The following is a 12,846-nucleotide window of genomic DNA, read 5'->3' as shown; positions in this document are numbered from 1 at the left end:
GCTCAAGCCGTTTCGACGCCGAGCAGTTCTGCCGCCACCGCGCGTTCTTCGTCGGCCGGAATGACAAGCACATCGACACGGGAATTCGCGGCACTCACAAGGTCTTCGCCGCTGCCATTCAAACCGTCATCCATAGCGACGCCCAGCCATGCGGCAGCCTCGCATATCCGTCGCCGGATCGCCGGCGCATGCTCGCCTATGCCGGCGGTGAACACCAGCGTGTCGAGCCCGCCCAGCGCGGCCGCCAGTGATCCGATCTCTCGCCCGACCCGATAGACGAACAGATCGACAGCGCGCATTGCCGCCGGGTCCTTCGACGCCAGCAGCGTCTGCATGTTTCCCGACATGCCAGATACGCCGAGAAGCCCGGACTTCTCGTAAAGCAAGGTGGACAGTTCGTCGGAGGACAGCTTCCTGTCTTGCAGAAGGTGCAGGAGGACGCCCGGATCGATCGCGCCGCAACGCGTGCTCATGACCAGGCCGTCGAGCGTCGAGAAACCCATGGTGGTGGCCTGGCTTACCCCTGCCTTCATCGCGCAAAGGCTTGCGCCGCTGCCAAGATGGGCTACGACGGCGCGGCCACCCGCGCCGGCGCCGTAACGCCTGCGGAGCTCGTTGGCGATATGGCTGTAGGAGAGCCCGTGGAACCCAAAGGACACGATGCCCTGCTCCGACATCTCGTGCGGCAGGCCATAAAGTCTTGCGATCTGAGGCTGCGTGGCATGAAAGGCGGTATCGAAGCAGCCGACCTGCATGGCGCCGGGCAAAAGACGGTGGGCCAGATCGACGAGCTCCAGGTTGATCGCCTGATGAATCGGAGCGAGCGGCTCGAGCTTGTGCAAGGCATCGAGCGTGGCCTGGTCAAGCAGCGTTGCGCGGGCAAACTCCCGACCGCCATGGACGATGCGATGCCCGACCCTGCTCACGCGGCGCAACAGGCCGCGGTCCGTCAGATAGGACGCAACGGCTTCGAATGCCTCGCCGACGGAGATCGCTCGTTCGCCGAGGCTCCTGTCGAACGGCGGCGTCGTTGCAGTCGGCGCGACATGGAGTCTGGGCCGCTCGCCGATCGACGAGACGCTGCCCCGCATCAGCAGGTGAAGCTCGCGGCGTCCTTGAAAGGCGGCGAACTTCAGGCTCGATGAGCCGCCATTGAGGACAAGGATGACATCAGTCATGTCCGACAGTTCCAGCCACTTTTGCGGGTCGGATCCTGTCGGCCTGGCGCTTCGGCATCGGCTACTGCTCCCATTTCCAGCCGAGGATCTCCGGCATGTCCTGCCCGTGCTCGCGGATATAGGCCCGGTGCTCGATCAGCTTGCCTTCCATGGCCTGTTTCAGCTGGATATGCGCACCGGCCGGCTCGGGAATGCGGTCGAGCACGCCGAGCACCAGATGATAGCGGTCGAGCCCATTAAGCACGGTCATGTCGAAGGGCGTCGTCGTCGTCCCCTCCTCATTGTAGCCGCGCACGTGGATGTTGTCGTGATTGGTCCGCCGGTAGGTCAGGCGATGGATGGTCCAGGGATAGCCGTGATAGGCGAAGATGACGGGCTTGTCCCTGGTGAACAAAGCATCGAATTCGCGATCCGACAGCCCGTGCGGATGGTGTTCCCTTGGCTGCAGGGTCATCAGGTCGACGATGTTGACCACACGCACCTTGAGGCCGGGAATGTGGCGCCTTAGGATTTGAACGGCGGCCAGCGTCTCGAGCGTCGGCACGTCTCCGGCGCAGGCCATCACCACATCCGGCTCGGCCCCGCCGTCGGTCGACGCCCAACCCCATATGCCGATGCCGGCGTTGCAATGGACTTTCGCCTCGTCGATGGACAGCCACTGCCAGGAATTGGCTTTCCCGGCGACGATGATGTTGATGCGGTTCCATGTCCGCAGCACATGATCCGTCACGCAGATCAGGCTGTTGGCATCCGCCGGCAGATAGACGCGCACGACATCCGCCTTCTTGTTCAACGCCACGTCGATGAAGCCCGGATCCTGATGGCTGAAGCCGTTGTGCTCCTGCTGCCAGACATGGCTGGACAACAGATAGTTCAGCGAGGCGATCGGCCGCCGCCAGGCAAGCTTGCGGCAGGCATCGAGCCATTTCGCATGCTGGTTGAACATGGAATCGACGATGTGCGTGAAAGCCTCGTAACAGGAAAAGAAGCCGTGGCGCCCGGTGAGCAGGTAACCTTCCAGCCAGCCCTGGCAGGTATGCTCGGATAGAATTTCCAGAACCCTGCCTTCTCGACCGAGATGCACGTCCTCGGGCAGGATCTCTTCCATCCAGGCACGCTCCGTCACCTCGAAGACGTCCTGCAGCCGGTTCGATGCCGTTTCATCGGGCCCGACGATGCGGAAGTTCCTGGTGCCTTGATTCAATGCCATGACGTCACGCAGGAAACGGCCCATCACACGGGTCGACTCCGCCTTGACGCCGCCGGGCCGCTCGAACGGGACGGCGTGCTCTTGCAGGGCGGGCAGTTCCAGAGACCGGCGCAGCAGGCCGCCATTGGCATGCGGGTTGGCGCTCATGCGCCTTTCACCTTTTGGCACGGTAGCGCGGACCGCAGCCACCGGCGCGCCGGCGGCATCGAAAAGCTCTTCGGGCCGGTAGCTTCTCATCCATTCCTCGAGCATCCTCAGATGCGCGGGGTTATCGGCGAGGCCGGAAAGCGGGACTTGGTGGGCGCGCCAGAACCCTTCGGTCTTCAGTCCGTCGACCTCCTTGGGACCGGTCCAGCCCTTCGGGCTTCGCAGCACGATCATCGGCCAGCTCGGCCGCGGCTGCGCGGTCTTCGCGCCGTTACGAGCCGTGTCCTGAATCGCCTTGATGCGGTCGAGCGCATCGTCGAGCATGAGCGCCATTCGCTCATGCATCCATGCCGGATCGTCGCCCTCGACGAACAGCGGCTCGTAACCATAGCCGACGAACAAGGCACGCAGCTCTTCTTCGGGAATGCGGGCGAGAATGGTGGGATTGGCGATCTTGTAGCCGTTGAGATGGAGGATCGGCAGCACCGCGCCGTCAAGCGCCGGGTTGAGGAACTTGTTGGAATGCCAGGAGGTGGCGAGTGGTCCGGTTTCCGCCTCGCCGTCGCCAACCACGCAGGCGACGACAAGGTCCGGGTTGTCGAAAGCCGCGCCATAGGCATGCGAGAGCGCGTAGCCAAGCTCGCCGCCTTCATGGATCGAGCCGGGCACGTCGGGAGCGGCATGGCTTGGGATGCCGCCCGGAAAGGAGAATTGCCGGAAGAGCTTCTTCATTCCAGCCTCGCCCGGCGCGACGTCCGGATTGATCTCGCTGTAGGTGCCTTCGAGGTAGCTGTTGGCGACCATCGCGGGTCCGCCATGACCCGGACCGCAGACATAGATGACATTGGCGTCGCGTTGCCGGATCATTCGGTTCAAATGCGCATAGATGAAACTGAGGCCCGGCGATGTGCCCCAATGGCCGAGCAGCCGCGGCTTGACGTGCTCCAGCCGAAGCGGCTCGCGAAGCAGCGGATTGTCGAGCAGATAGATCTGCCCGATGGTCAGATAATTGGCGGCACGCCAGTAGGCATCGATGTCGTGCAGTTCCTGTGCGGACAAGCGATAGGTGCTGGGACGCTCGGTCATTTTCCGACTCCTTCGCTGGTGCCAGACCCACCCGGCTGAAGCTGAACGCTTGAAGGCCGCCACCGGTTCACCGCTGGTCGGTGTCAACAACGGACGAGCTTTGATCCATCGCAGATGCCGGTCGTGTGCGACCCGAATTCCAAAGCCCGGTTGTGTGGCAAGACAGCGCCGTCTTGGTTTCAGAGCCGCTGGCGGGCGATTTCGCCTTCGTGCTTTTTGCCGCCGGCATACTGGGAGTAGAATTGATTGGCGTGCCCGTCCTGGCGTATCGGCGGCTTACGCGCTGGCGGAGGCCACGGGCTGGCAGGAGGGGCTTGAGCGCAAGGCGGGCGATGCGCGTGGCTTCTATGGCGTCATCGCGGTAAGCATCCTGGCGGCGCTGGCCATCCAATATCTGCCCATCAGCCCGATGAAGGCGCTGTTCTGGAGCGCCGTCATAAACGGCGTCGTCGCGGTGCCGCTCATGATAGTGGTCATATTGCTGGCCTCAAGCCGATCGGTTGCGCGGACAACCCGTTCAGGACAGCGTGGAGAGCGGCCCTATTTTGCGGGTCCCTCTGGTTACCGGCCAGTTCCTCGTGTTTCTGGGTTCCCATTTCATCCTGTTATGAGCTGAGTATCGAGGCGTCCTGTATTTTGACTTTCGCGCTCGCGGTCATGCCTTGCGTTCCTGCAGGATGTTGCCGCCGTCCACGACGAGAACGGCGCCGTTGACATAACTGGCTCCGTCGGACGCCAGGAACAGCACGGCCGCCGCGACTTCCTCGGGGCTGCCGGCACGGCCAAGCGGTGTGTTGCGGGCAGCGACAAGCTCCTCGGGCGTCGAGGCGCCCGTCGCGATCCATCCCGGCGCCACGGCATTGACCGTGACGCCGCTGCGGCCGACCTCCAGGGCAAGCGCATGCGTCAGCCCGATCATGCCGGCCTTGGCCGCGGAGTAGGCGGCCTCGCCTTCATTGGATACGTAAGGCCCGGTCACCGATGCCATGTTGACGACGCGTCCATGGCCGCGCTGCACCATGCCGGCCAGAAAGCCGCGCGTGCTCAAAAAGGCGGTTTTCAGACTGACATCGATGCCGCGATCCCAATCGCTTTCTGTGAGATCGAGAAACCGCCGCTGCAGCGCCGGCTGGGCAACGGTGCCCATCCCGGCATTGTTGACGAGGACGTCGATCTCGCCGGTCTCGGAGCGTAAACGATCGACGTCGCCCGAGAGCGTCAGGTCGGCCGCGAAAGCGCGGACATCGAGCCCCTCGCCCCGCAGTTCCGCCGCTCGTTGCTCGACGCGTGCGGATGAAGCGGTGATGGTGACCGAAACACCGGCCTCGGCCAACGCACGCGCGATCGCCACGCCGATGCCGTCGGCGGCGCCCGCGCCGGTCACCAGTGCCTTGCGGGATTTGCGGAACACGACCATTTGCCCTCCAGGATGCAGGCGCCGACATGCCGGCGCGGCCAATCACAGCCGCGACGACCCGAACCGGCTCAATAGCCGGCGCTGACGCCGAAATCGATCGAAAGCGCGGCCCCGGTGATCGGCGCCGCGCCCGGCTGGCACAGATAGTGGATGAAGGAAGCAATCTCCTCCACCTGGATGAACCTTGCCTTGTCCCCTTGCGGATAGTGCCCCAGGAGCCGGCGCTTGTAGCCGTCGGGGTCGTCCGCACCATAGGTCTTGGCCTGATATTCGATCATCGGCGTTGCCGTGTCGCCAGGACAGACGGCGTTGACCCTGATGCCTTGCGGGGCGAGTTCCAGCGCGAGAGCCTTGGTCAAGAGCACCAGTCCGCCCTTCGAGGCGCAATAGACGGAAGCCCCGTTGTTGCCGACGATGCCGGCGTCGGACGCAATGTTGACGATCACGCCCTGCGCCGCCGACAGATGCGGTATGGCTGCCGAGATCAGGAAGAAGGCTCCCTTGAGATTGACGTCCAGCACCAGGTCCCACTGATCTTCCTCGACCTCGCGGGCCGGTCCCTCGAGCCAGACCCCGGCGGCGTTGACGAGAATGTCGATCGCACCGCCCCACTCCCTGGCCTTGCCCACCACGTCGCGGCAGGCAGCGACGGAGCGGATATCGAGCGGCAAGCCGATCGCGCCCGCCCCGGCCGCGGCAATCTTGGCCACGGCGCCGTCGAGCTTGGGGCCGGGAAGATCCGCGAGCACGATCCGCTCGCCGTCGGCGGCGAAACGCAGTCCGGTCGCCAGACCCATTCCGCCGGCGCCGCCGGCGATCAGAACAGTCCTTCCAGCCATTCGATAGTCTCCGAAACGCAGCTCGGCAAAGGCAACCACGTCATGAAGCCATGTCGCATGGACCAGCCAGGCAAAACAATGATCTCAGCACGCGATCATCCCAGCTCGAGCGTCGTGACGCCGAAAACCGTCGACTGGTCGTTGCCGGGCTTGCCGCCCTTGTACATGCGTGTCGTCGTGAAGCCCGGAACCATGCCGGCGGCCTGCAGCATGGCGGTGAATTGAACCTGGCCGGCCGGCACGTCGATATGCAATTCCTCACCGGCAGTTGTGTCCGACAGGTCCGCCAGCATTGCCAGGGCCAGGTCCGTCCGATCTGCGAACAGCGGCCCGACCTTGAAACCCTGCCTGCAGCGGCGCGCGAAGCCGTAGCCGGTAATACCGTCCGGTCCGGCTGAGAGCCGCGCAATCCGCGGCGGCCGCAGCCACTCGCCAAAGAAGGTTTCGCGCAGTGCTGGAAAGCACTTGCGATCGTAGGCGAAAATCTCGACCATGTCGCCGGCCGCCACGGGTCTTGTCTTGTCGCCCTCGGGCAAGCCGGCGGGGCGGCCGCTGTGGCGGACGGTCTCATAGGCAGGCACGAAGCCCATACGCCGGTAGTTCGCCTGCTGCTCGGCCACCCCGTCGAGACCGATGATGCGGTTGCCCAGACGCGCCATGCCGGCGTCCCAGACCGCCTTGCCGTGACCTTCGCCACGCCGGTCGGGCCGGCAGATGTAGAGGCCGATAAAGCCAAAGCCCGAGCCGTATGCGACGGCCGAAATGCCGGCCACCATCTCGCCGCCGACAAAGGCGCCGATGAACCCTTGCGGATCGACCGCCCGAAACGCCGCGGCATCGCCGGTGCCCGGATTCCAGCCCTCCTCCGCTGCCCAGCCAACAAGCGTTTCCACCTCGCTGGCGGTCAGCGTCCTGATTGTTCTCGGCATCGTTTCACTCAGGGTCGGCCATCACCGACCAGGATAGGCCGCCCTCCTCAGGCTGCAAAGTGCTGCGCGGATTCCTCGTCAACCATACGTTATCGATCGGCGCCGACCGGCGCGGCCGACGCCAAGGCGCATGTATTGGAGACCGTCGCGCTGGCCCGACAAACGCGGCATCCTCGAAGCGCGGATCCTGCAGGATTGTCTGCGAATCGGCACCAGGGACGGAGCCCGGCCCCGGGAAGCACTCCCCGCAGCCCTGATGGCGCGGAACCTATGCTCGCCTGGCGGGACTCGTCAATTCAACGCAGGAGCTGCGGGCCCGACGGCTTTCCCGAACCGATGCAAAGAGTTAGCAGCGAATTCACCGCCTGATCGTTCGTTGTTCCAATGGGCAACTGGACACGACCGGCGAAGACTGGGAATCTTCATTTGTCGTTGCTTGGAATCGCATGGAGTGCCGTAGGAAATGCCGCTGAGTGCCGCAGAGATCGCCCGTCATCCGGCAGCGCTTCACGGTATCCAGGAGCAGTCCAAGGCGCTCATCCATATTTATCAAACGAGCCCGCGGCTGGCTGCCGTGTTTGCCACCCAGCAGCGCTGGCTGCTCGCTCATGTCGGCTTGGCTCTGCATTTCCGGCGCGATCCCAACGACCGCCGTACCGACATGACGATGGCGCGTTTCATCGAGGTCGTGCGCCGCAATTCCGTGGCCAGCCGCAACACCGCCGAGGCCTTCGTCAAGGAGATGCTGCGCTACAACATCGCCGAATATATTTCGGCCAGCGGTGATGGCCGCGCCCATCCGTTGCGGGTCACGGCGGGCACCATAGAGACCTTCACCGGCTGGATTTACGCGCATCTGAGAACGCTCGACCGCATAGATGGCGCGAACCGGCTGGAAACCTTCCTCGAGCGACCCGAGATGCTGCCCATCCTGCAGCCTCTGATCGCCGATGGATTGCTGGCCAGCGGCGCAGTGCGGGAGCCTGGGCAGACCTTTTCATTGTTCATCTGGCTAAACAACGGCGGCATCGTCATGGACTGGCTGATGTCCGGTATCGATCCTGAGGATGTCCATCTCGACAGGATACCGACCGGCGTCATCTCGGTCAGGGAATTCGCCCACTGGTTGAAGCTCTCACGCACCCATCTGGCGCGCAAACTGTATGATGCCGAGGCGCTCGGCAGCATCGGCTGGATCGGCCAGCGCGGCCATTCCGTGATGTGGGTTTCGAGGACTTTCTTCGACGAATACATGGCCGTCCAGGCAGCCAAGCTCGCCGTCGTCGACGAGGCCTTCGAAGCCTGTATCTCAGCTCTGAAGAATCGCTGACCGTCAAGACTCCGCCTGGCGCCGCGCAAGACCGGTACCCGCGCTGGCGGGCGCCGCGCAGGCGGTCAAGCTCGCCATCATCGTCGCGGCTTTCGCCGCAAGCGACGCAGGCGACGGGCCGACAGCTTCTATCCGGCCTTCAGGATCGCGGAAAAGCGCGGATCGAAGGCCCGGCTGATCGGCTCTGCCGCGGCGCCGACCGCGATCGCCCAGGGGTCGGTGGTGCCCAGTTGCAGCCGTGGCAGGCGCCGGACCGGGCGATCCGCGATCGACGGCAGCAGCGGATGCATGGCCCGAAGCAGGAGCCGGGCGAGCGCCTCCGGCGCGCTGGAGGTGAGGATGACGGTTTGCGGATCGAAGATCGTTTCGATCAGATGCACGCTCCAGCGCAGGTCGGACGCGGCTTTCTCGACCCAGCCCATGACCCTCGGGTCTTGCGCGAGCGCCAGCGCGCCGAGCGTCTCGTAAAGCCCCCTCTCGGTGGGGTCGAGGCCGAGATGCTGGTAGAGCGAGGCCAGCGATGCACGGTGTTCGAGCGGCGTGGAACCGGGGCCGGCCGGCGAAAGCAGGGCCATGCCGACCTCTCCCGCATTGCCGTTGCCGCCGCTGTAGAGCTCGCCATTGAGGATCAGTCCGGCTGCTATGCCGTAACCGACATAAAGGCAGACGGCGTGGTCGACGCCATGCGCCGCGCCGACGATCCGCTCCGCCGTCGCGCAGGCCGCCGCATCGTTCTGCAGGCCTACATCGAGCCCGGTGCCGGCCGCAAGCGCCTCCACCAGCGGAAATTGCTGCCAGGCAGGCATCATCCATTTGTTGTCGGGGTTCTTCAGCCCGAACGGTCCCGGCATGGCGACGCCCAATCCGACCAGCCGCCGCTCGGACTGGGCAAACAAGGAAGCCAGCTCGCCTCTGACACGGTCGACCAAGCCGAGGATTATTTCCACGCCCTCTGAGGGCACGTCGAACGGCAGCCCCGCCTCGGCGCGTGCGATCACCTTGCCGACGAGATCGACCACCACCACGCGTGTCAAATGCCGGTCGATCTGCAGCCCGATGGCGAAAGCTCCCTCAGGGACCAGCCGGTAGGGCGTGAAAGGCTGTCCCCTGCCCTTGCGCACCGCATCCAGCGCCACGACCAGGCCATCGCGCTCGAGATCCTCGACGATGTTGGAGACCGCCTGCTTGGTAAGCTGCGTCGCCCGCGCCAGGTCGGCGCGCGAAAGCGCGCCGTTGAGCCGCAGCGCCTCGATCATGACGCGGCGATTATGGGCGCTCGTTCCCTCCTGGTTGGTGCCGCTTTTGGCGCGGATCGGGCTGATGTCGTGCACCGTCGTTTCCCCTCTTGACTCCATTAAAGGATTGATCGACTAATTAAGTCAAGCGAATTGACTTAATAGGTGAAACCCGCGCGGTTCTAAAAAAAGACGGCAAAAGCTTTCGAGCTCCGCCGCATGCCGTTGGGGATGGATCCGGTCAGACGCGATGCGAATTCGAGAAAGCGGCACAGCCTTGGCCGCCCACTCGCAGCCGTCGAAAATGGGAGAAATACAAATGCTGAAATCGACCGGTAAGACACTTCTGGGCGCGGTGTTCGTTGGCGGGCTGCTCGTCCCCCACGCCTTTGCTGAAACCACCTTGAACGCGCTCTTCATGGCGCAGGCCGCCTATAGCGAGGCCGACGTGCGCTCGATGACGGAGGCCTTCACCAAGGCCAATCCGGACATCAAGGTCAATCTCGAATTCGTTCCCTATGAAGGCCTGCACGACAAGACCGTGCTCGCCCAAGGATCCGGCGGCGGCTATGACGTGGTGCTGTTCGACGTCATCTGGCCGGCCGAATATGCGACCAACAAGGTGCTGGTCGATGTCTCGTCGAAGATCACCGATGACATGAAGAAGGGCGTTCTGCCCGGGGCCTGGACCACCGTCCAGTATGACGGCAAGTACTATGGCATGCCGTGGATTCTCGACACCAAATACCTGTTCTACAACAAGGAAATCCTGGAAAAGGCAGGTATCAAGGCGCCGCCGAAGACCTGGGAAGAACTCGGCCAGCAGGCCAAGGCCATCCAGGACAAGGGCTTGCTGAAGACGCCGATCGCCTGGAGCTGGTCGCAGGCCGAAGCCGCCATCTGCGACTACACCACGCTGGTCAGCGCCTATGGCGGCGACTTCCTCAAGGACGGCAAGCCCGACTTCCAGAACGGCGGCGGTCTCTCGGCGCTGAAATACATGGTCGACAGCTACAAGTCGGGCCTGACCAATCCGAACTCCAAGGAATTCCTGGAAGAGGATGTGCGCAAGGTGTTCGAGAACGGCGACGCCGCTTTCGCGCTGAACTGGACCTACATGTACAACATGGCCAACGATCCGAAGGACTCCAAGGTCGCGGGCAAGGTCGGCGTCGTGCCGGCGCCGGGCGTTGCCGGCACCAGCGAGGTCTCGGCCGTCAACGGCTCGATGGGCCTTGGCGTCACGGCGGTGTCGAAGCACCCGGACGAAGCCTGGAAATATATCGAGTTCATGACCTCGCAGGCGACCCAGAACCAGTATGCCAAGCTGTCGCTGCCGATCTGGGCCTCATCCTATGACGATCCGGCCGTCACCAAGGGCCAGGAAGAACTGATCGCCGCCGCCAAGCTCGGTCTTGCCGCGATGTATCCGCGCCCGACCACGCCGAAATACCAGCAGCTGTCGACGGCGCTGCAGCAGGCGATCCAGGAATCGCTGCTCGGCCAGGCGACGCCGGAAGACGCGCTCAAGACCGCTGCCGAAAACAGCGGCCTCTGATCTGGCGTTCCTCCACGCGGGCGGCCTCATCCACGAGCGCCGCCCGTGCTATTTCTAGAGCAATTCCAGGAAAAGTGTGAAGCGGTTTTCCGTCCGGAATTGCGTCAAAACAAAGAGATAGAGCGGTTCGCCGTTCCCGTGAAACGGGTGAACCGCTCTGACCGGATGACAGGAGAGAGGCGCTCTAATGTCGGGCACCTGGATGACGATGCGCGCGTGGCTGTTGATGCTGCCGCTTCTGATGATCATGGTGGCCGTCATCGGCTGGCCGTTGGTCGATACCGTCAGGCTTTCCTTCACCGACGCCCACCTGGTCGGCACGTCCGGCAACTACGTCGGCTTCGACAACTACACCAAGATGCTGACCAGCTCGAACTTCGCCCGCACGCTCTCGACCACCACCTGGTTCGCCGTCATCTCGGTCGCCGCCGAGATGGTGCTCGGCGTGCTGGCGGCGCTGCTGCTCAATCAGGAGTTCCGCGGTCGCGCCGTCTTGCGCGGACTGATGATCCTGCCCTGGGCGCTGCCCACCGTCGTCAACGCGACGCTCTGGCGGCTGATCTACAATCCCGAATATGGCGCGCTGAACGCCGCGCTGACGCAACTCCATCTCATCGATGACTATCGCTCCTGGCTGGGTGAGCCCGGCACAGCGCTCGCGGCGCTGATCGTCGCCGACTGCTGGAAGAATTTCCCGCTGGTCGCGCTGATTGCGCTCGCCGCCCTGCAGGCCGTGCCGCGCGACATCACCGCAGCGGCGCTTGTCGACGGCGCGGGCCCGCTCAACCGCTTCCGCTTCGTCATCCTGCCCTATTTGGCAGGCCCGCTGATGGTGGCACTGGTGCTGCGCACCATCGAGGCCTTCAAGGTCTTCGACATCATCTGGGTCATGACGCGCGGCGGCCCCGCCAACAGCACGCGCTCGCTGTCGATCCTGGTCTACCAGGAAGCCTTCTCCTTCCAGCGCGCCGGCTCCGGCGCCTCGCTGGCGCTGATCGTCACCCTGCTCGTCACAGTGCTCGCCGTCGCTTATGCGACGCTGGTCAAGAAGACCGCGGGGAGCGCGGCCTGATGGAACGCAAGAGCCAGGTCTTCACCGCCTTCGTCTATGCCTGCGCCATCCTGCTCGCCGTGGTGATCCTGGCGCCGCTCGCCTGGCTTTTCGTCATGAGCATATCGCCGGCCGCCGACCTCGCCGCCAAGCCGCTGCGCTGGTGGCCGCAGGCGGCCGACTTCTCCCGTTACACGCAGCTTCTATCGAGGGCCGAGAACAGTGCCGGCGCCGCCTTCACCGCATCGCTGCGCAACAGCCTGGAGGTCGCCGGCATGGCGACGCTCGCCGCTGTTGTGCTTGCCGTGCCGGCCGGCTGGGCCGTTTCGCGTACGCCTTCGGTCGGCTGGTCGCTTTCGATGGTGATCGCCACCTACATGCTGCCGCCGGTGGCACTCTCTGTACCCCTTTACATGGGCCTGTCCCATCTCGGCCTGCTCAACAACGTCTTCGGCCTGGCGCTGATCTATCTGACGATCCTCGCGCCCTTCACCACCTGGCTGATGAAATCGGGTTTCGATTCCATCCCGCGCGAGATCGAGGCGGCGGCCATGATCGACGGGGCGGGACTGTTCCAGACCTGGCGCATCATCACCTTGCCGCTGGCGGCGCCCGTGGTGGCGACATCGGCGTTGTTTGCCGTGCTGCTTGCCTGGGACGAGTTCTTCTACGCCCTGCTCTTCACCTCGGACCAGCGGGCAAAGACGCTGACGGTCGCCATCGCCGATCTGGCCGGCGGCCGCGTCTCCGACTACGGACTGATCGCCACCGCCGGCGTGCTTGCGGCCTTGCCGCCGGTGCTGATCGGCCTCGTCATGCAACGCGCGCTGATCTCGGGCCTGACCAGCGGCGGTGTGAAAGGATAA

Annotated in this window: 11 protein-coding genes; 5 read left to right on the top strand and 6 right to left on the bottom strand. The window is 64.2% G+C overall.

Annotation, left to right across the window (positions count from 1 at the left end):
* Positions 1-2: 2 nt before the first annotated feature.
* Together LB523_RS14670 and LB523_RS14665 are read right to left on the bottom strand one after the other, a co-directional pair.
* A complete protein-coding gene (locus LB523_RS14670) occupies positions 3-1,178 on the bottom strand; it encodes an acetate/propionate family kinase (RefSeq protein WP_224603580.1) in 1,176 nt (391 codons plus the stop codon).
* A gap of 61 nt (positions 1,179-1,239) precedes the next feature.
* Entirely contained in the window at positions 1,240-3,621 is a 2,382-nt protein-coding gene (locus tag LB523_RS14665; protein WP_224603578.1) for a phosphoketolase, read from the bottom strand.
* Here LB523_RS14665 and LB523_RS14660 point away from each other — a divergent pair.
* Positions 3,602-4,237 carry a divalent metal cation transporter gene (locus tag LB523_RS14660; RefSeq protein ID WP_318011959.1) on the top strand — a complete coding sequence of 212 codons (636 nt, stop codon included), beginning with the start codon at positions 3,602-3,604 and terminating at the stop codon, positions 4,235-4,237. The two genes, LB523_RS14665 and LB523_RS14660, sit on opposite strands and share 20 nt — an antisense overlap.
* 39 nt (positions 4,238-4,276) lie before the next feature.
* Here LB523_RS14660 and LB523_RS14655 read toward each other — a convergent pair whose 3' ends face one another.
* The 3 genes from LB523_RS14655 to LB523_RS14645 form a co-directional block, all read right to left on the bottom strand.
* Positions 4,277-5,038 carry an SDR family NAD(P)-dependent oxidoreductase gene (locus LB523_RS14655; RefSeq protein ID WP_224603575.1) on the bottom strand — a complete coding sequence of 254 codons (762 nt, stop codon included), beginning with the start codon at positions 5,036-5,038 and terminating at the stop codon, positions 4,277-4,279.
* Positions 5,039-5,106: 68 nt separating this feature from the next.
* Positions 5,107-5,877, bottom strand: coding sequence for an SDR family NAD(P)-dependent oxidoreductase (locus LB523_RS14650; protein WP_224603573.1), 771 nt, complete (start codon positions 5,875-5,877; stop codon positions 5,107-5,109).
* Positions 5,878-5,972: 95 nt separating this feature from the next.
* The gene (locus LB523_RS14645; protein WP_224603572.1) at positions 5,973-6,806 is read right to left on the bottom strand and encodes a GNAT family N-acetyltransferase; all 834 of its coding nucleotides are present in this window, start codon (positions 6,804-6,806) and stop codon (positions 5,973-5,975) included.
* Positions 6,807-7,269: 463 nt separating this feature from the next.
* On the opposite strand from LB523_RS14645, the gene LB523_RS14640 reads away from it, so the two are divergent.
* Entirely contained in the window at positions 7,270-8,136 is an 867-nt protein-coding gene (locus LB523_RS14640; protein ID WP_224603570.1) for a hypothetical protein, read from the top strand.
* Between the two features lie 128 nt (positions 8,137-8,264).
* On the opposite strand, the gene LB523_RS14635 is transcribed toward LB523_RS14640, so the two are convergent.
* Entirely contained in the window at positions 8,265-9,467 is a 1,203-nt protein-coding gene (locus LB523_RS14635) for an ROK family protein (RefSeq protein ID WP_224603568.1), read from the bottom strand.
* A gap of 223 nt (positions 9,468-9,690) precedes the next feature.
* Between LB523_RS14635 and LB523_RS14630 the strand changes: the two genes are divergently transcribed.
* From LB523_RS14630 to LB523_RS14620, 3 genes are all read left to right on the top strand, one after another.
* Positions 9,691-10,929 carry an extracellular solute-binding protein gene (locus LB523_RS14630; RefSeq protein ID WP_224603557.1) on the top strand — a complete coding sequence of 413 codons (1,239 nt, stop codon included), beginning with the start codon at positions 9,691-9,693 and terminating at the stop codon, positions 10,927-10,929.
* 187 nt (positions 10,930-11,116) lie between these two features.
* Positions 11,117-12,001 carry a carbohydrate ABC transporter permease gene (locus tag LB523_RS14625; protein ID WP_224603545.1) on the top strand — a complete coding sequence of 295 codons (885 nt, stop codon included), beginning with the start codon at positions 11,117-11,119 and terminating at the stop codon, positions 11,999-12,001.
* Entirely contained in the window at positions 12,001-12,846 is an 846-nt protein-coding gene (locus LB523_RS14620) for a carbohydrate ABC transporter permease (protein ID WP_224603535.1), read from the top strand. Before LB523_RS14625 ends, LB523_RS14620 begins: the two co-directional genes overlap by 1 nt.

Origin of the sequence: Mesorhizobium sp. ESP-6-4, from assembly GCF_020164735.1 — a bacterium.
In the GTDB taxonomy this organism is placed as follows: Bacteria; Pseudomonadota; Alphaproteobacteria; order Rhizobiales; family Rhizobiaceae; genus Mesorhizobium.
Note: the sequence above shows the minus strand (reverse complement) of the source record. Positions and strands in the feature narration are given on the sequence as shown.

Excerpts from the sequence above, each read along its gene's own strand:
- LB523_RS14670 (WP_224603580.1), bottom strand. The coding sequence starts at position 1,178 with ATGACTGATGTCATCCTTGTCCTCAATGGCGGCTCATCGAGCCTGAAG.
- LB523_RS14665 (WP_224603578.1), bottom strand. The coding sequence starts at position 3,621 with ATGACCGAGCGTCCCAGCACCTATCGCTTGTCCGCACAGGAACTGCAC.
- LB523_RS14655 (WP_224603575.1), bottom strand. The coding sequence starts at position 5,038 with ATGGTCGTGTTCCGCAAATCCCGCAAGGCACTGGTGACCGGCGCGGGC.
- LB523_RS14650 (WP_224603573.1), bottom strand. The coding sequence starts at position 5,877 with ATGGCTGGAAGGACTGTTCTGATCGCCGGCGGCGCCGGCGGAATGGGT.
- LB523_RS14645 (WP_224603572.1), bottom strand. The coding sequence starts at position 6,806 with ATGCCGAGAACAATCAGGACGCTGACCGCCAGCGAGGTGGAAACGCTT.
- LB523_RS14640 (WP_224603570.1), top strand. The coding sequence starts at position 7,270 with ATGCCGCTGAGTGCCGCAGAGATCGCCCGTCATCCGGCAGCGCTTCAC.
- LB523_RS14630 (WP_224603557.1), top strand. The coding sequence starts at position 9,691 with ATGCTGAAATCGACCGGTAAGACACTTCTGGGCGCGGTGTTCGTTGGC.
- LB523_RS14625 (WP_224603545.1), top strand. The coding sequence starts at position 11,117 with ATGTCGGGCACCTGGATGACGATGCGCGCGTGGCTGTTGATGCTGCCG.
- LB523_RS14620 (WP_224603535.1), top strand. The coding sequence starts at position 12,001 with ATGGAACGCAAGAGCCAGGTCTTCACCGCCTTCGTCTATGCCTGCGCC.